Genomic DNA, 17,425 nt, shown 5'->3' with positions numbered 1-17,425 from the left:
TTTTTAGTTTAATTTTAATCTCATCAGTTTACTTGTTTCGCATAAACCAAGCTTTTCATAGAAGCGAATGGCTTTTTCATTAAAAGACCAAACCGTTAGCTGAAGGTCAAGAGCACCTTTAGCTTTAGCCCATTCTTTTGTTACCTCAAATAATTCTTTTCCAATTCCAAGCTGTTGATATTCTCTTTTAACACTAAAGAACTGAATAAAGGCTGTATAGGACGGAGGTGTTCTTTTTAGTGGAGGATTATAATTTAATTCTACAACGGATGCCCCTACAATGTTTTGATTGTGTTCAGCAAGGATAATTTCAACAGTTGAATAATACATGATTGATTGATATTGCTGTGGTGTAAACAAATAGGCTTCTTTATCAAATAGGTCGGGTAAAGCTTCAGCATGCAAATGAAGAGATTCTGCTAATACATGGTTGACGTCATGATAATCCTCTAGTTTGGCAACGCGGTAATTGATACTCATATGATTCCAACTCGTTTCATTCAATGATCTAATTGGTTCTGTTTCATCATATGTAAAAATGAGTAAAACGTTTTTGGATTGGGCTTTTACAAGATGATACATAAGAAGAATAGAAAGTAGAAAAATTCTCATACTAATGGAAAAAGGTGGTTTTTAGATGAGAAAACTCGTTCTTCTAGGAGTAACTTTTCTACTTATGAATGCTGTTACAATCCATGCAGAAGCTAATTATGAAGTAATTAGCGAGTTACCAAATCGAGAGATTGAAGTTCAAGCAAAAGAGAAAAATGGAATGTATGAAGAATTTCAACTTCGAATAAATGGACAGTACCTTTCGTTTCCGGATTGGACAGCCGTAAAAACACAATCAAAAAAACCTATGCTCAAAGAAGTTGATATGAATGAAGACGGGAGACATGAGCTCGTTGTACTACTACCTCAGAAAGTAGCAACAGGAGTTTTTGTCAATGAAGCAAAAGTCGTTACACTGACGCATCCGGTTTCAGAGCTACGTGTCTACGATGCACGAACCGTTTTACTGAATGAAGTGAAATATTACATGGATGACGGGGCGTTTCATGTTCAGTTGAATGATAAAGATGTTTTAAAGCTGAAAGGAAATGCTGAACCTCCTATTCTTTCAATTGATTCCTTTGTTTCTTACAACGTCGATAAACAAGGGCTAACCGCAACGTTGAACTTGCAAGATGCAAAAGGGAAGAAATTAGGAACATTTAAGGTTCGTTATAACGAATTAAAGGGACAAGCGGTGGGACCTACTCAGATGATTTTCTCACAAAAGTAAGCAAAACGAAAAAAGAAGATTTATAGGCAAGAGATGCTGTGGTCTGAATCAAACAGGAGTGATCGGTACTCCTGTTTGGCTCAGACCCTTTTTTAGGATAGCTGTATATGAAAATGTTTGTGCAACAACGTATGAACCTCATGCTCTTTTACTTCATATTTTTGCTTTTGGCTCTTAGTGGTTATAGTCAATGTAGATCCAGACAAGGTTATTCGACCATCTTTTGTCGCGATTGTGGCGAGCAACGCCTTTGTAAACGGTGAATGAGGAGAGGTTTGATTGAACTCACACATTGTCTTAAATTCTTGAAGCTGCTTTGCTTTCACTGACACTCTATATTTTGTTTTCCATTCAGTCTCTAGCTTCTTTTGAAAGTCATATATTCCGTCCTCTATATAAGTGAGTCGATAAGAGCCGCTCACATCCGTTACGAATTCTCCGGTAAATGGAACAGGCTTGCGAATAGAATCACCAAAGCCTACATCAACGAGATAGGGTATTCCTTTTATTGTGACCATATTGGTTGCGTGGCTTTCGTCTAATGCCCATGAGCCATCGTCCCTTTGAACCGTTGAGGCGAGAAGCTTCACATCGTAATCTAATTCAGCTAACAACCAATGAAACAAGCCATTTAATTCGTAACAAAAGCCGCCACGCAAATGATTGACCACTTTTTCATAAAAATGATCCACATTTAAAACAATCGGTACCTTCTTTATAACATCAAGATTTTCAAAAGGAATATGAAGCATATGTTGTTCTTGAAGGTACGTAAGGTAGTCAAGAGTTGGGTTTGAGACATAGCTTACACCAATTCGATGTAAATAGTGGCTTTTATTCATTTGATTTCCCCCTCCAGTTCTATGCTTTTAGTGTAGCAAAGAACGAGGAGGGAAGCTATTTAGGAGATCCATAAATAAACGCTTTCAATGCTGATAGAATAGGAAAAGAGATTGACAATCTATGACTAGATTCGTATAATAAGCTCATACATAGTATCACGATCTCGTAGCTCAGCAGGGAGAGCGCCACCTTGACAGGGTGGAGGTCGCTGGTTCGAACCCAGTCGAGATCATCCGAAAAGAGGCCTCAATTCCTTTTGCAGAAACAAGGAATTGAGGCTTTTCTTTTTTTGTTATGACGTTTTAGTAGGGGATCTTGCTTATTTCCGGTAATATAGATTAGGGATAGTAGTTTATAGAGAAAGAGGTAGATAAGCGTGACGTATTTGTTGTTGATTGTCGGCTTTGCCCTACTGATTAAAGGGGCAGATTTCTTTGTTAGCGGTGCTTCAAAGATTGCGCGAGGGCTTAACATTTCACCTTTACTAATTGGATTAACGATTGTGGCTTTTGGAACGAGTTCACCAGAGGCAACTGTTAGTATTGTAGCAGCTTTAGAAGGAACAGCGGGGGTAGCGATTGGTAACGTTGTAGGAAGTAACATTTTTAACATTACGTTAGTTGTTGGCTTAACGGCAATGATTAATCCATTAGTGGTAGAGAGTGAAACGATTCGTAAAGAAATTCCGTTTACCCTGTTAGGGAGCACAGCCCTTCTTGTCTTAATTAGCGATATCGCTCTTCAAGGGTTGAATGCAAATTTTATCACAAGAAGTGATGGATTGATTTTGTTACTGTTTTTCGGCATCTTTTTATATTACATATTTGAAGTAGCACGCAATAGTCGTGATAAGGTCCAAGTGGATGCGGAAGTTACAGCAGAAGCGCCTTCATGGGGGAAGAATACCATCCTGACTTTAGTGGGGTTAGCGGGGATCATTCTAGGTGGAGAGTTTGTGGTGAGCAATGCTACTCAAATTGCCCTGTCGTTTGGTATGAGCGAAACATTAGTTGGTTTAACCATTGTCGCGGTTGGAACGTCGCTGCCTGAATTAATTACGTCCATCACGGCTGCAATTAAAAAAGAAAGCGAAATTGCGCTTGGAAACATTGTAGGAAGTAACATCTTTAACATTTTATTTGTATTAGGTTCAGCCTCTGTCATTTCACCTCTTGCAGTGGATGGCAAAATTTTTACTGATGCTTTATTAATGATTATTCTTACAGGTGTTTTACTAGTATTCTCAAGAACTCACTATAAAATTGGGAAGTTTGAGGGAATGACGTTAGTGATTGCGTATGTGGTGTATATGATTTATATTGTGATCAGAAATTAATAAATAAAAAGGTGGGTTCGTCATCACGAACTCACCTTTTTGTGTTAACCTAACTGCTTATTCCAACTCTTCGCTTTTTCTAATGCCTTGTAATCATGTTCTACATCTCCTGGCTTTCCACCGACACCAATCATGTAGTCAACGAACTCCATGTTTACAAATTCAAAGATATAGTTGAACTGCTGAATAAGAGGTAAGCCTTTAATGTTTGCGTCACTTCCGCCGGTAATGACAACATAGGCTTTTTTCTTTTTAAGTTCTTCTTTAAAAGGAAAGCGCTCATCGCGTAAGTATTGAGACCAACGATCAAAGAAGTCTTTCATTGGTCCACTCATCCCATACCAATAAAGGGGTGTCGCAAATAGTAACACATCATGCTTTAGTATTAATTGTAAAATTTCTTCGTAATCATCTTCAACAGGGGAAAATCCTTCTTCTGTATGTCTCATATCAACGATAGGTTTAATGTTTTTGTCGGCTAACGATACAACGGTGTGAGGAAGTCCTTCTACAGCTTTCGTTGCTAAGTACTCTGTGTTTCCGTTTTTTCTTGTGCTTCCTGATAGAATTAAAATACTCATTAGGTGATGCTCCTCTCGTAACATTGTTGTTTATTTTAAATCATACATATTATAGTCATTCAGAATTGAGTATAACATTGCTTTGATTATCAATGTTATCTATAATTATCGATACAAAATATCGGGAAAATTGATGGAGGAACCAGATGGATGTTAGTTATTTTTATACGTTTAAGGAAGTGGTCAAATGGGGGAGCTATACAAAAACAGGGGAAGTGCTTGGATACGCTCAATCGAGTGTAACTACACAAATTAAGAAATTAGAGGAGCATTATAAAGTCAAATTGTTTGAACGAGCAGGTCGAAAAATGAGACTGACTCAATCAGGAGAAGAGCTGTACTATTACGTAGAGCAAGTGCTATCGCTATTAGATGAGGCAGAAAGGCAGCTTGTAAAAGATGATAATCTGCGAGGAACGATTCGGATTGGGACAGGTGAATCTCTCGCGGCGTATTTCTTAACTCCGTATATCAAGCAGCTGAAAAAGCAACACCCCCAATTACAAATTCGTTTAGAATCAGGTCTTTGTCCGAATTTGACAGAAGGCGCATTAGAGGGAAAATATGATCTCTCCATCTTACTTGATCGTTACATTACACACCCGGAATTAATGACCATTGCGGTTAGGGAAGAGAAACTTGTGATGGTTGCTTCGCCATCTCATCGGCTTCTTCAAAAAGAATTCATTGAATTAAGAGACCTTGAAACCGAAACGCTTATTTTAACGGAAGAAGGCTGCTCTTATCGAGTTCTATTAGAGCAACTCTTAACAGAAGAACATGTACATGTGAAGTCTATCATTTCGTTTAGCAGTCTAGAAGCAATTAAGCAATGTGTTGCAGATGATTTAGGTGTAGCTGTCTTACCAGAAATTTCAGTGAAAGAAGATATTCGAAGCGGCAAGCTCATTCAGCTTCCGTTTCAAGGTAAGGATATGAAACTCCATACTCAGATTGTCTATCAAAAGAAAAAGTGGCTAACTCCCCCTTTAAAACAACTGATTTCTCTCCTAACAGAGTAACACTATCAATTATATTGATAGAAGGTATAAAAAAGTATCCATAATTAGATTCATTCTCTGAATGATAAACTAAAAGAGATAGACAAAAGAATGAGGTGTATAGATGAATACATTTTTACAATATAATCCCACAAAATTAGTTGTAGGGAAAGGACAAATCGAGCAACTATCCACGTTACTAGAAAAGAACACTCGCGTATTACTTGTTTACGGTGGAGGTAGCATTAAGCGTAATGGTGTATACGATGATGTAATAAAGGAATTGAACAAAATCGATGCATCTGTTTTTGAACTGAATGGAGTAGAGCCAAATCCGAGATTAACGACCGTTCACAAAGGCGTTGAACTTTGTCAAACGCACAACATTGACTTTATCTTAGCGGTCGGTGGAGGTAGTGTGATTGATTGTGCCAAAGCGATTGCAGTTGGAGCAAAATATGAAGGAGATGCATGGGACTTAATGACGCAAAAAGCGCCAATTAAAGATGCGCTACCTTTAGGTACAGTATTAACGTTAGCTGCGACAGGCTCTGAAATGAATTCAATTTCTGTGATTACAAATTGGGAAACAAAAGATAAATTAGGATGGGGATCTCCACTTGTCTTTCCTGTGTTTTCAATTTTAGATCCGTGCTATACATTCTCTGTTCCACGTGATCAAACCGTCTATGGAATTGTCGATAGCATGTCTCACGCGCTTGAGCATTACTTCCATCGAACAGAAAATACCCCGATGATTGATGGGTTTATTGAATCATTGCTACGTACAGCGATTGAGACAGGTCCAAAATTAGTAGAAAACATGCAATCCTATACTCATCGAGAAACCATGATGTATTTAAGTACGACAGCGTTTAATGGAACACTTTCGAATGGAACAGATGGCGGAGACTGGGCAACGCATCGAATTGAACATGCTATTTCTGCTATTTATGATATTCCACATGGAGGCGGGCTTGCTATTCTGTTTCCAAACTGGCTTGAACATGTGCTTGAAGAAGATCCATCTCGTGTAAAACAGCTAGCAGTAAACGTATTTGGTATTTCATCAGCAGGAAAAGATGATGTAGAAGTAGCAAAAGAAGGAGCAAAAGCATTACGTGACTTCTGGAATTCACTTGGTGCACCGAGCCGACTAAGTGATTATGAGATTGATGATAAGGATTTTGAAGCAATTGTTGAAAAGACATTTATTAAGCCAGGCGTAGGTACGTATAAGAAAATGGATAAAGAGAGTGTCCGTGATATTTTAAGACGCTCCTTATAAAAAGTAACAAGGTAATTAACGAGAGAAAGCAGGCTCTTGTTCGTTACCTTTTTCTTTATATAAAAAGTAGTATCTATTCATTTTTATGACAAAATGGTATTATTTTCATAAAAGAATAGAAGTTACAATTCGATTTTTTAGTAGCGAACGTGAGAAAATATACAACATGACATGACCTCTATTAAAAAGTAGAAGGAGGATGATAGAGTAGTTGTTTATCTAGTAGTTTCATCGTGTATTGATATTTGAAAGCGTTTTATTTTCCTGTTGTGTATAATCGAAATTCAATTCTAAGTGTAGGAGTGAAGAAACGATGAGAGATGTTTATATTTTAGAAGGAGCAAGAACGCCGATTGGCACATTTGGTGGTGCATTGAAAGATATCAACCCAACAGAGTTAGGGATTATTGCAAGCAAGGAAGCATTAAAAAGAAGTGGAGTACGTTCAGAAGAAGTAGACGTATCTGTAACGGGAAACATTATTGATTCAGCTAAAAATGCTCCTTATATTGCACGACACATCTCACTAGGGACAGGTATACCAATCGAAAGTCCTTCATTAACAGTGAATCGCCTTTGTGGATCAGGGCTTCAAGCTGTTATTTCTGTTGCACAGTCCATTCGTTTAGATGAAGCAGAGGTAGGGCTCGCTTGTGGAACTGAAAATATGAGTCTAGCACCGTTCTCTTTAAGAGGAAGCCGTTTTGGAACAGGATTAAAAGCACCACAAATGGACGATATGCTTTGGGCAACATTAACAGATGAGCATTGTGGTTACGGAATGGGCGTAACAGCGGAAAACCTGGCTAAGAAATACGAAATCTCTCGTGAAAGTCAAGACGAGTTTGCGCTTGAAAGTCAAAAGCGAGCAGCAAAGGCAAGAGCAGAAGGTGTGTTTGCTGATGAGATTGTGCCAGTAGAAATAAAAACAAGAAAAGGTGTCAAAGTCATAAAGGACGATGAGCATATTCGTGAAGATACGACTATAGAAAGCTTATCGCGCCTTAAGCCTGCTTTTGAAAAAGAGGGAACGGTAACGGCAGGAAATGCTAGTGGAATTAATGATGGAGCTGCGGCACTTGTATTAGCGAGTGAAGCGTATGTAAACGAAACAAATAAAAAGCCTCTTGCTCGTATTGTATCGTGGGGGATTGCTGGGGTAGATCCTGAGATTATGGGAATTGGACCTGTTCCAGCGATTCAGCAAGCATTAAAGCGAGCAAACCTATCTCTTCAAGACATTGAATTTTTTGAAGTAAACGAAGCATTTGCAGCGCAATACTTAGCAGTTGAAAAAGAGCTTAATCTAGACCGATCCATTACGAATGTAAATGGAGGAGCGATTGCGCTTGGTCACCCTGTTGGAGCAAGTGGAGCGCGCGTTCTTTACTCTTTAGTCTTAGAATTAAAACGTCGTCAAAAGAAATATGGTGTTGCGTCTTTATGTATTGGCGGTGGCCAAGGCATTGCCATGGTTGTCGAAGCGTTATAAATCATTTTATAGGGGAATGAAGGGGGAACGCAGATGAACATTCACACAGAATATGAATCGAAGCGACTAACACCAGAAGAAGCTGTACGACACATTGAGCCTTATACCGATATTATTGTGCCTATTATGGCCGGTGAGCCACCTGCCTTAATTGCATCACTTACTGACCATCCTAGTTTAAAAGGCAATCGACTTTATCGGATGCTACCAGCCTATCCTGTGTTAGATGTCAGTGAAGAAAAGATTAAACAAGTATCCTTATTTTTAGGAGGATCAGATCGAGTAGCTTTTCGTGATGGACTCGTTGATCTATTACCCAATCACTTCTCAGATATCCCTGCATTGTTAAAACAAATCACGACAAATCGTGTCATCATGGCAGCTGTATCTCCAATGGATGAGGAAGGCTATTTCTCGTTAGGTGTCAGTGCAGCCTATACGGTACCGTTCATTAAAGATGCCAAGCAAATTATTCTTGAAGTGAATGAAAACATGCCAAGAACATATGGTGAAAATAATAAGATTCATATTAGCCAAGTAACCGCTCTTATTGAAAATAATCAACCATTACCTTCAACTTCTCCACCGGTGTTGACAGAAAAAGATGAAATCATTGGGAAAACAGTTGCGGGAATTATTAAAGATGGAGATACATTACAAATTGGGTTTGGTGCAATCCCATGTGCAGTTATGAGCTTTTTAACGAACCATCGAGACTTAGGGATTTCTACTGAAATGCTTCCAGATACCATCGTTGACTTGTATGACGCTGGAGCCATCTCAAATGAAAAGAAAGCTGTCTTTAGGGGTAAGTCAACCATGACGTTTGCGTTCGGAACAAAAAAGCTGTACGACTTCATGCATGAAAACGACGAGTTGTATATGCTTCCATGTGATCAATCAAACAACGTCTGTTCCATTGCACAACTTGAGAATCTCGTTTCCATTAATTCAACGGTAGAAGTTGATTTTTTAGGTCAATGTAACTCAGAATCGGTATTAGGAAACTATTATTCATCCACAGGGGGACAATCAGATTTTGCAAAAGGTGCTCGTTTGTCAAAAAACGGGAGAGGGATTATCTGTTTGTATTCAACAACGAAAAACGATACGATTTCGAAAATTGTACCAAGACTTCCAGCAGGATCCGTCACAACGACTTCAAAAAATGATGTTGATTTTGTAGTGACCGAGTATGGAGTTGCAGAATTAAAAGGTAAAACCATTCGTGAACGAACGGAAGCATTGATTGAGATCGCTCATCCTAAATTCCGAGAAGAGTTGAAGATGGAAGCGAAGAAATTAGGTTATTTACCTCTCAAAACATTTTATGTGTAAAAAAAGGTTAGTTCTAGAAGAAATCAAACAATAATAATCATGTTAAAGAAGGTAGAATCAATTCATTGCTTGAGCAATTTGATTTTATCTTCTTTTATTTTTCGGCGATTACTAGCTTTAAAGATTGTATGTTATATTCTCTTACAATTTTATAGAAGGAATGCTTCTTCTTTTTTATCATAAACAGTAATCAATTCATTAGAATGGTAAGCGGTTAATGGAAATCGTGTTGCTTGTTTCGTATAGCTTTCATAATAAGTGTAAAAGGGCACCGTACATACAGAGCTGAGACAAAAGGGACAAGAATACCCCTGTTTGGCTCAGCTTGTAACATCTCTTGCCTCAAAAAATCCAGTAGCACCAATGGATAGAGAGGCAAGGGATGTTACATGTAAATCTTCTTTTTTATGTCCTAGTTTCTTTTTATTTAAACAGACACAAGAGGTGATAAATGATGGCGTCTATCTTAATTAAAAATGCTCAAATGATTACGATGAATGAAAAAGAAGAGATTACACATGGAGATCTTTATATTGAAGGAGACCGAATAAAAGCGATTGGCGGCAACTTGAATGTTGCGTTTGTTGATAAAGTAATTGATGCGACCAATCGGACGATTATTCCTGGATTTGTTCAAACACATATTCACTTATGTCAAACGTTGTTCAGAGGAAAAGGTGATGATTTAGAATTACTCGATTGGTTAAAAAAAAGAATTTGGCCGCTAGAAGCCGCTCATGATCAAGAGTCCATTTATTATTCAGCGCTTTTAGGAATTGGAGAGCTTATCCAAAGCGGGACAACAACAATTGTTGATATGGAAACGGTTCATCATACTGATTTTGCGTTTCAAGCAATTGCAGCAAGTGGGATTCGCGCACTATCTGGTAAAGTAATGATGGACCAAGGAAGTGAAGTACCGAAGCTATTGCAAGAAAATACAACAGAATCACTTCAAGCCAGTGTTGATTTAATGGAAAAATGGCACATGCATGATAACGGGCGTATTCAATATGCCTTTTCACCTCGTTTTGTTGTTTCATGTACCGAAGCATTATTAAAAGAAGTAAGTCAATTATCTAAAGCTCACAAAATTCATGTTCACACTCATGCGTCTGAAAATAAAGCGGAGATTGAGCTTGTTGAACGTGAAACTGGAATGAGAAACGTTGTGTATCTAGATTATTTAGGATTAGCGACGAATCGATTAATTCTTGCCCATTGTATATGGCTCGATGATGAAGAAAAACGAATTATTAAAGAAAATGGGGTCAATGTTAGTCATTGTCCAGGCTCAAATTTGAAGTTAGCATCAGGTATCGCAGAGATTCCAAGCCTACTCGAACAACAGATATCTGTTAGTTTAGGAGCAGATGGCGCTCCTTGTAATAACAATTTAGATATGTTTAATGAGATGAGGTTAGCTGCTCTCATTCAAAAGCCGGTCCATGGACCAACTGCGATGGATGCTAGAACGGTTTTTAAAATGGCAACAATTGAGGGGGCAAAAGCAGTTGGTATGGGGAGTGAGATTGGCAGTTTAGAAGTAGGAAAGAAAGCTGACATCGCAATCTTAAATTTAAATGATTTTCATGTGTATCCATCCTTTGATGTTGACCCTATCTCTCGCATTGTTTATTCCGCAACACGTGCAGATGTTGAGACGACAATTATCAATGGCAAAATTGTTATGGAAAACCGCATCATGAGAACGATAGATAAAGAGCTGACTTTACGAGAGGCGAATTTAGCAATTAAACGATTAATGAAACGAATGAGTCATTTGAGATAAGTGATACTAAAATGAATGGCTCTCATGTTGGTACTACCCACTTTATCAGTTACAATAAAACAATAGTTTCTGATAGAATTGGGTGATTAAATTGGATATACTGATGACAATTTTAGAGTTACTGATGACAACATTCATTCAACTTCTTTTACTTGTCGGAGTTATCATCATAGTGGGTTTTTTATTAGGTTGGATTCAACATAAATCCAGAATGTATGTAACAGGCTTATTTGGAGAAAAGGGATTTCTACTAACGGCATGGATTGGTACACCTATTCATGAGCTTGGGCATGTTCTTATGTGTATCTTGTTTCGTCATCGTATTGTTTCTGTACAATGGTTTCCCACTCATACAAAGAACGGATATTTAGGGTATGTTCAGCACGCTTATAATCCAGAAAGTCTTTATCAGCGAATTGGTAAGTTTTTTATCGGAATAGCGCCGATGTTGATTGGGGTTGCAGCTTTAATTGGTCTTATGTATGGACTTGTGCCTCACTCATATGAGGTATTTATAACAAGTGTTCAAGCCAATGTACAGGGAGAGCAGTTAGATAGAATATTTTTTGAAAGTCTCTTTGTATCGATTGTAGCGTTAATAAAGAGTCTATTCACATGGTCAAATTTTCTGAGCCCAGCTTTTTGGTTATTTTTGTTTCTATCGACTTGTATCTCTACTCACATTGCGCTTAGTACTGAAGATATGAGAGGGGCATTCAGTGGACTTGTGACGATGTTTGTTGCTTTGTTTTGTGTAAATGCTGGTGCTGAACTATTTCAAGTAGATGTTGCAAACATCACGTCACGGTTAGGAACATACAATGCTTATCTGGTTTCATTTTCAAGTGTCGCTTTGATGTTTGCTAGTATGACGCTTACACTTAGCTTTCTTGGCTATCAAATAAAAAGAAAATATAGTAATAAAGACCTATTTATTTAATAGGTCTTTTTGCTTAAAATTGTAAATTGTAAGAAATATATGAAAAGAAGATATTAATTTTGTTAAAATCAAAAAGAGTCGGGATTTTTAGCTACATATCAAGGTAGTTCAGCATAATTTGACATCGGTGTTTGCAAATTCTGGATTGTACCGTCACAATATTTTTTACATTGCGTTTACAATATTATAAAAATAGAGTGTTACAATGGAACATGTTGATGAAAGAACGACTCATCTAAAAATAGAATCAGGGGGACCAAAATGAAAAAGAAAAATCTTCGCAGTAAGAAATTTTTGAATGTTGCGTTAACGGCTTCTGTAGCAACAGGTGCAGTTGTTTCACTTGCTCCAACGGCTAGTGCCGATAGCGTGTTTAAAGATATTAAAGAAGGCGATCATTTTTATGAGGCGGTTCTTAACTTACATGAACGTCAGATTGTGCAAGGATTTGGAAATGAATTCAAACCTTATGCACATGTAACTCGTGCTCAAGCAGCAAAAGTTATTGCCCTTGCTTTAGAATTAGATGTGAAAAATGTAAAAGACCCAATGTTTAACGATGTAGCAAAAACAGACTGGGCTTATAGTTATATCGCAGCGCTAGCAAACAAAGGCATTGTGAGTGGATACGGAGATGAGTTCCGTCCGAATGCTCCTTTATCGCGTGCTCAAATGGCTAAAATGATTACTCTTGCTTTTGAATTTAAGAAAGAAGCTTCAACTGAATTACCATTTACAGACGTCAATAGTGGCGATTGGTACGCAGAATTTTTAACACCGTTAGTTAAAAACAAAGTGACAACAGGTACGACACCGACAACATTCTCACCAAATGGGCATGTCACGCGTGGACAAATGGCATCGTTTGTATTCCGCAGTGAAAAGGTAGAAGTAGTTCCTGAAAACTATAGCTTAACAATCATGCACACAAATGATACACATGGAAACGTTGAGCGTATTCCGCGACGCATTACAGCTGTTAATCAAATTCGTGAAGAAAAGCCAAATTCATTATTACTAGACGCTGGAGATGTATTCTCTGGAACGCTTTATTTTAATGAGTTTGAAGGACAAGCTGATTTAGAATTAATGAACATGTTGAACTATGACGCAATGACACTTGGTAACCATGAGTTTGACTTAGGTACAGGGCCACTAGGGAAGTTTGTAAAGAACGCTAAATTCCCATTTGTAAGTACAAACCTTGACTTATCTAAAAGCGCAGACTTAAAAGAGCGTTTCACAACTGAGTATACATCGAAACCAGAAGATGGCATGCTTTATAGTGGAATCGTAAAAGAAGTAGCCGGTGAAAAGGTTGGGATTTTCGGTTTAACTACGGCTGAAACGAAAGAAATCTCAAGCCCTGGTGAAGATGTTGTGTTTGAAGATTATATTGAAGAAGCAAAAAAAGCAGTAGCAGAATTTGAATCTCAAGGTATTAACAAAATTGTTGCCGTGACGCATATTGGCTTCCAAGATGGCGGTGGCGATAATGACGTGACGCTTGCAAAAGAAGTGGCAGGAATTGATGTTATCGTTGGCGGACATTCTCACGACACGTTAGACAAGCCTTACGTAAGCACAACAAGAGAAGAGCCTACTGTTATCGTTCAAGCAAATGAGTATGGCAAATACCTTGGTGTATTAGACGTTGAGTTTGATGAAAATGGTAAAGTCATTACACATGAAGGAAATCTTATTGATATTAATAAAAAAGAAAATGATCAGTACGTATTAGCTGAAGATCCAGCTGCGTTAAAAGTGTTAAATGAAAAGTATAAGCCAGCAATTGATGCAGCAAAAGCAAAAGTCGTTGGTAAAACAGACGTAGTATTAGATGGAGTACGTGAAAATGTACGTACAAAAGAAACAAACTTAGGAAACTTAATTACAGATGGGATGCTTGCAAAAGCAAAAACCATTAATCCAAACACGGTGATTGCGGTTCAAAATGGTGGCGGTATCCGTGCATCTATTAATGAAGGCGACATTACACAAGAAGAAGTGTTAACAGTGCTTCCGTTTGGTAACTCTTTAGCATTAATGCAACTAACAGGTGCTGAAATCAAAGCAGCGTTCGAGCATAGTGTAAAAGAAGCGCCAACTCCTTCAGGTGCATTTTTACATGTATCAGGAATGAAGTTTGTATATGATTCTAGCAAGCCAGCTGGTGAGCGAGTTCAAACGATTGAAGTAAAAGAAGGCGACAAGTATGTAGCGCTTGATGAAACAAAAACATATGTAGTAGCAACAAACGTGTTTACGGCTAAAGGTGGAGACGGCTACACAATGTTTAAGAAAGCATACGAAGAAGGCCGTGTAAGTGAGCCTGGATTTGTCGATTGGGAAATGTTTGTAACGCATCTAAATTCAAATTCAACGATTCCGACAGTTGAAGGAAGAATTGTTGACGCAGCCGCTCAAAACTAATCAATGAGAAGAGAAAAAGTCTTACTGTTCAATCTTTGAACAGTAAGACTTTTTTATTTAACATAATTTATAAAAAAAGTATTTTATAGGTAAAAATGTTTAGTTTTTATAAGAAGAAATGCAATTGTTGGTACTATTTTCGCGTTTTTCCCATTATTTACAGTATCTTTACAATTTTATAAAAAATGTCTGCTAAAATAGGAACTGTATGCGAAAAAACGCATAATTTATCGAATGATCAGGAGGTTTTCATTAGAAGAAATGCCTTGTTAGACGTTGTATAAATAAAAATACACTACATAAGGGAGAAGAAACATGAGAAAACGAGCAAATAACAAATTGTTTAGCCTTATCGTGATTTTTACGTTTATGGTCAGTTTATTCACACCAGCCGTATCGCAAGCAAACACGGTTAAAACCGTAAGCGAAGCCATTGCTAATAACACAGGAACTGCAACGGTTGAAGGGTATATTATTGGATTTACAAAAGGGGCAAAATCGTATCAGTTTGAAGGTCCTTTTAGTTCGAGTCAAGCAACAAATATTGCAATTGCAGATAAACCTGATGAGAAGGATCCAGCGAACATTCTACCAGTACAATTGCCATCTGGAAATATACGTACAGCATTAAATTTAGTTGAAAATCCTGAACTTCTCGGTCAAAAAGTTCAAATTACAGGAGCGTTAGAAGCATACTTTACCGTACCTGGATTAAAATCTCCGACAGCATATGAGCTAATTGATGATACAACAGTAAAAGCAGTTGTCGCTTCAAGAGCCCCAGGTGCTGTAGAAGAAGGCGCAAAGATTGAATTGTCCACAGAAACAGAAGGAGCAATTATTTATTATACAGTAGATGGTTCAGAGCCAAATGTAGAGAGCGCTGCCTATACAGAACCTCTCGTTATTAAACAAGATACAACCGTTAAAGCGATTGCAGTAAAAGACGGTTTAACAGCGAGTGAAGTAAAAACGTTTTATTATATGGTTCAAAAAGAGAGTTTACGTATTCATGATATTCAAGGAGTAAAGCATGCTTCTCCTTATGATGGACAAAACGTAGCAAACGTAGAAGGAATCATTACAAAAATTGTTGATAGCCATAACTTTTTTATGCAAGATCAACAGCCAGACGGTGATGATCGCACATCAGAAGCAATTTTAGTCTACAAACGATCTCACGGCATGCAAGTAGGTGACGTTGTAAAAGTAGATGGACAAGTTAAAGAATGGGTGCTAAGTGGCTACTCTGACAAGCTACAAACAGATTTAGCGATGACTGAAATTAACGCAACGATGATTCAAAAAGAAGGAACTGGAGATTTACCAGAACCAATTATTATAGGTAAAGAGGGGCGTAAGCAGCCAACAGGCGTCATTGATAATGATCAGTTTGCTGAATTCGATCCTGAAGAAGATGGCATCGATTTCTTTGAAAGCTTAGAAGGAATGCGTGTTCAATTAAATAGCCCTGACATCGTAGCTCCTCAGAAATACGGTGAGCTAGCGGTTGTGGTGGATAACGGAGATGCATCAAAAGAGCGCACATCAGCGGGTGGATTAAAATTAACAGAAACGAACTATAATCCAGAGCGTATTTTCATTGAAATGGGTAATCGTGATTATGTAGCAAAAGCAGGAGACAAGCTAAACGGAGAAGTCATTGGAGTCGTTAGCTATGGATATAGTAACTATAAGGTTCTAGTTGATGAAAAGGATCTTCCTGAGCTTATGGAAGGAACTACACAACGTGAGGTCACAACCATTGAACCAAAAGAAGATGAGTTAACGGTTGCGACGTATAACATGGAAAACTTCTCTGCAAATCCAAACAATACAAGTGACGAGAAAGTAGCGAAAATTGCTCAGTCGATGGTGAGTGATTTAAAAGCACCAGATATTATTGGACTTGTAGAGGTACAAGATAATAATGGTCAAACAGATGATGGAACAACAGATGCAAGTGAAAGTTATAAGCGCTTAGTTGATGCTATCGTAGCAGCTGGCGGACCAGCTTATCAATTTACCGACATTGCACCAGAAGATAAAAAAGATGGGGGAGCACCAGGTGGAAACATTCGAGTTGGCTTCCTTTATAATCCAGAGCGCGTATCGTTAGTAGAAGGACAAAAAGGAACAGCTACAGAAGCCGTTTCATTTGCTGATGGTGAACTAACAATGAACCCAGGACGCATTGCACCAGACAAATTTGTGAATACACGTAAGCCGTTAGCTGGTCAATTTACGTTCCAGGGTGAAGAAATTATCGTTATTGCAGCTCACTTAAATTCAAAAGGTGGAGATCAGCCACTTTACGGAAAGAATCAGCCACCTGTATTAGGTAGTGAAGAGCAACGCGTTCAGTTAGCAACAGAAATTAACTCGTTTGTTAAAGATGTAAAAGCACAAGATCCAAACATGAATGTTGTTGTAGTAGGAGATATGAATGACTTTGAATTTTCAAATCCACTTCGTGTGTTAAAAGGTGATGAGCTAACAAACATGGTTGAAAAAGTGGAAGAAAAAGATCGTTATTCTTACATTTATCAAGGAAACTCTCAAGTGCTTGATCATATTCTTGTGTCGAATCATTTAGCAGAGAAAACGACTATTGATATGCTTCATCTAAATGCGGCGTTTATGGAAGAGCATGGACGTGCAAGTGATCATGATCCGGTTATCGTTCAACTGAAATTAAAGGAATCAGAGGAAGCAGGCGAGCAAGAAGTTATCTATCTCAATAACGTAAAGATAAACAAGTTAATTATCAATAAGAATGATAAAGTCTATGAAATTGGTAAAAACACGGTTATTAAAAAAGGAATACTTGTAAAGAAATCAACCTCTTTAAGAGGAAAAGGTTTAAAGCATACAAGTGTTAAAATTAAACCGAATGAAAAAGATGCAATTATTAACTTCAATGGAGAAAAAGTTGAAGAGTTAATCATTGCAAACAATCATGTGAAAGAAATTAAAGGCGCTGAAAATATCAAGCATATAACATTGAAAAAGAAGGTAGACATCTCAAAGATTAAATTTACAAACAGCAAGGGCGAGTCAATTGACTCGCCTTTTTTTTATAGGTAAGCGGAAAGT

13 protein-coding genes and 1 tRNA gene are annotated in these 17,425 nt (G+C 37.8%); 11 read left to right on the top strand and 3 right to left on the bottom strand.

The window, feature by feature from the left end:
• Nucleotides 1-3: 3 nt before the first annotated feature.
• Nucleotides 4-480: a GNAT family N-acetyltransferase gene (locus JOC83_RS06715; protein ID WP_205185635.1), complete on the bottom strand. Its 477-nt coding sequence runs from the start codon at nucleotides 478-480 to the stop codon at nucleotides 4-6.
• Between the two features lie 157 nt (nucleotides 481-637).
• On the opposite strand from JOC83_RS06715, the gene JOC83_RS06710 reads away from it, so the two are divergent.
• Nucleotides 638-1,285, top strand: a complete 648-nt coding sequence (locus tag JOC83_RS06710; RefSeq protein WP_205185634.1) for a hypothetical protein — start codon at nucleotides 638-640, stop codon at nucleotides 1,283-1,285.
• Nucleotides 1,286-1,377: 92 nt separating this feature from the next.
• Here the strand turns inward: JOC83_RS06710 and JOC83_RS06705 are convergent, their stop codons facing one another.
• Complete coding sequence (locus JOC83_RS06705; protein ID WP_205185633.1) at nucleotides 1,378-2,127, bottom strand: arylamine N-acetyltransferase family protein; 750 nt, start codon at nucleotides 2,125-2,127, stop codon at nucleotides 1,378-1,380.
• 160 nt (nucleotides 2,128-2,287) lie between these two features.
• On the opposite strand from JOC83_RS06705, the gene JOC83_RS06700 reads away from it, so the two are divergent.
• Both JOC83_RS06700 and JOC83_RS06695 read left to right on the top strand, forming a co-directional pair.
• Nucleotides 2,288-2,360: transfer RNA gene (locus tag JOC83_RS06700), tRNA-Val, on the top strand.
• A 144-nt stretch (nucleotides 2,361-2,504) separates the two neighbouring features.
• Nucleotides 2,505-3,464 carry a calcium/sodium antiporter gene (locus JOC83_RS06695; protein ID WP_205185632.1) on the top strand — a complete coding sequence of 320 codons (960 nt, stop codon included), beginning with the start codon at nucleotides 2,505-2,507 and terminating at the stop codon, nucleotides 3,462-3,464.
• A gap of 44 nt (nucleotides 3,465-3,508) precedes the next feature.
• Here the strand turns inward: JOC83_RS06695 and JOC83_RS06690 are convergent, their stop codons facing one another.
• Nucleotides 3,509-4,045 (bottom strand): flavodoxin family protein, encoded by a 537-nt coding sequence (locus tag JOC83_RS06690; protein WP_205185626.1) that lies wholly within the window; start codon nucleotides 4,043-4,045, stop codon nucleotides 3,509-3,511.
• A 146-nt stretch (nucleotides 4,046-4,191) separates the two neighbouring features.
• On the opposite strand from JOC83_RS06690, the gene JOC83_RS06685 reads away from it, so the two are divergent.
• The 8 genes from JOC83_RS06685 to JOC83_RS06650 all read left to right on the top strand — a co-directional run bounded on the left by JOC83_RS06685 (nucleotide 4,192) and on the right by JOC83_RS06650 (nucleotide 17,416).
• The gene (locus JOC83_RS06685; RefSeq protein WP_205185624.1) at nucleotides 4,192-5,067 is read left to right on the top strand and encodes a LysR family transcriptional regulator; all 876 of its coding nucleotides are present in this window, start codon (nucleotides 4,192-4,194) and stop codon (nucleotides 5,065-5,067) included.
• A 103-nt stretch (nucleotides 5,068-5,170) separates the two neighbouring features.
• A complete protein-coding gene (locus JOC83_RS06680) occupies nucleotides 5,171-6,334 on the top strand; it encodes an iron-containing alcohol dehydrogenase (protein ID WP_205185623.1) in 1,164 nt (387 codons plus the stop codon).
• A 313-nt stretch (nucleotides 6,335-6,647) separates the two neighbouring features.
• Nucleotides 6,648-7,826 carry an acetyl-CoA C-acetyltransferase gene (locus tag JOC83_RS06675; RefSeq protein WP_205185622.1) on the top strand — a complete coding sequence of 393 codons (1,179 nt, stop codon included), beginning with the start codon at nucleotides 6,648-6,650 and terminating at the stop codon, nucleotides 7,824-7,826.
• 33 nt (nucleotides 7,827-7,859) lie between these two features.
• Complete coding sequence (locus tag JOC83_RS06670) at nucleotides 7,860-9,164, top strand: acetyl-CoA hydrolase/transferase family protein (RefSeq protein WP_205185621.1); 1,305 nt, start codon at nucleotides 7,860-7,862, stop codon at nucleotides 9,162-9,164.
• Nucleotides 9,165-9,618: 454 nt separating this feature from the next.
• Nucleotides 9,619-10,956, top strand: a complete 1,338-nt coding sequence (locus JOC83_RS06665; RefSeq protein WP_205186042.1) for a 5'-deoxyadenosine deaminase — start codon at nucleotides 9,619-9,621, stop codon at nucleotides 10,954-10,956.
• A gap of 82 nt (nucleotides 10,957-11,038) precedes the next feature.
• The gene (locus JOC83_RS06660; protein ID WP_338038877.1) at nucleotides 11,039-11,896 is read left to right on the top strand and encodes a hypothetical protein; all 858 of its coding nucleotides are present in this window, start codon (nucleotides 11,039-11,041) and stop codon (nucleotides 11,894-11,896) included.
• A 261-nt stretch (nucleotides 11,897-12,157) separates the two neighbouring features.
• Nucleotides 12,158-14,329, top strand: coding sequence for a 5'-nucleotidase C-terminal domain-containing protein (locus tag JOC83_RS06655; protein WP_205185619.1), 2,172 nt, complete (start codon nucleotides 12,158-12,160; stop codon nucleotides 14,327-14,329).
• A 315-nt stretch (nucleotides 14,330-14,644) separates the two neighbouring features.
• A complete protein-coding gene (locus tag JOC83_RS06650; protein WP_205185618.1) occupies nucleotides 14,645-17,416 on the top strand; it encodes a DUF6359 domain-containing protein in 2,772 nt (923 codons plus the stop codon).
• Nucleotides 17,417-17,425 lie beyond the last annotated feature (9 nt).

This window comes from Priestia iocasae (assembly GCF_016909075.1).
Classification (GTDB): Bacteria; Bacillota; Bacilli; order Bacillales; family Bacillaceae_H; genus Priestia; species Priestia iocasae.
Note: the sequence above shows the minus strand (reverse complement) of the source record. Positions and strands in the feature narration are given on the sequence as shown.

What these genes read in the sequence shown, in the direction of transcription:
- JOC83_RS06710 (WP_205185634.1), top strand. Translation starts at nt 638, where the DNA reads ATGAGAAAACTCGTTCTTCTAGGAGTAACTTTTCTACTTATGAATGCT.
- JOC83_RS06670 (WP_205185621.1), top strand. Translation starts at nt 7,860, where the DNA reads ATGAACATTCACACAGAATATGAATCGAAGCGACTAACACCAGAAGAA.
- JOC83_RS06705 (WP_205185633.1), bottom strand. Translation starts at nt 2,127, where the DNA reads ATGAATAAAAGCCACTATTTACATCGAATTGGTGTAAGCTATGTCTCA.
- JOC83_RS06680 (WP_205185623.1), top strand. Translation starts at nt 5,171, where the DNA reads ATGAATACATTTTTACAATATAATCCCACAAAATTAGTTGTAGGGAAA.
- JOC83_RS06665 (WP_205186042.1), top strand. Translation starts at nt 9,619, where the DNA reads ATGGCGTCTATCTTAATTAAAAATGCTCAAATGATTACGATGAATGAA.
- JOC83_RS06650 (WP_205185618.1), top strand. Translation starts at nt 14,645, where the DNA reads ATGAGAAAACGAGCAAATAACAAATTGTTTAGCCTTATCGTGATTTTT.
- JOC83_RS06685 (WP_205185624.1), top strand. Translation starts at nt 4,192, where the DNA reads ATGGATGTTAGTTATTTTTATACGTTTAAGGAAGTGGTCAAATGGGGG.
- JOC83_RS06675 (WP_205185622.1), top strand. Translation starts at nt 6,648, where the DNA reads ATGAGAGATGTTTATATTTTAGAAGGAGCAAGAACGCCGATTGGCACA.
- JOC83_RS06655 (WP_205185619.1), top strand. Translation starts at nt 12,158, where the DNA reads ATGAAAAAGAAAAATCTTCGCAGTAAGAAATTTTTGAATGTTGCGTTA.
- JOC83_RS06690 (WP_205185626.1), bottom strand. Translation starts at nt 4,045, where the DNA reads ATGAGTATTTTAATTCTATCAGGAAGCACAAGAAAAAACGGAAACACA.
- JOC83_RS06715 (WP_205185635.1), bottom strand. Translation starts at nt 480, where the DNA reads ATGAGTATCAATTACCGCGTTGCCAAACTAGAGGATTATCATGACGTC.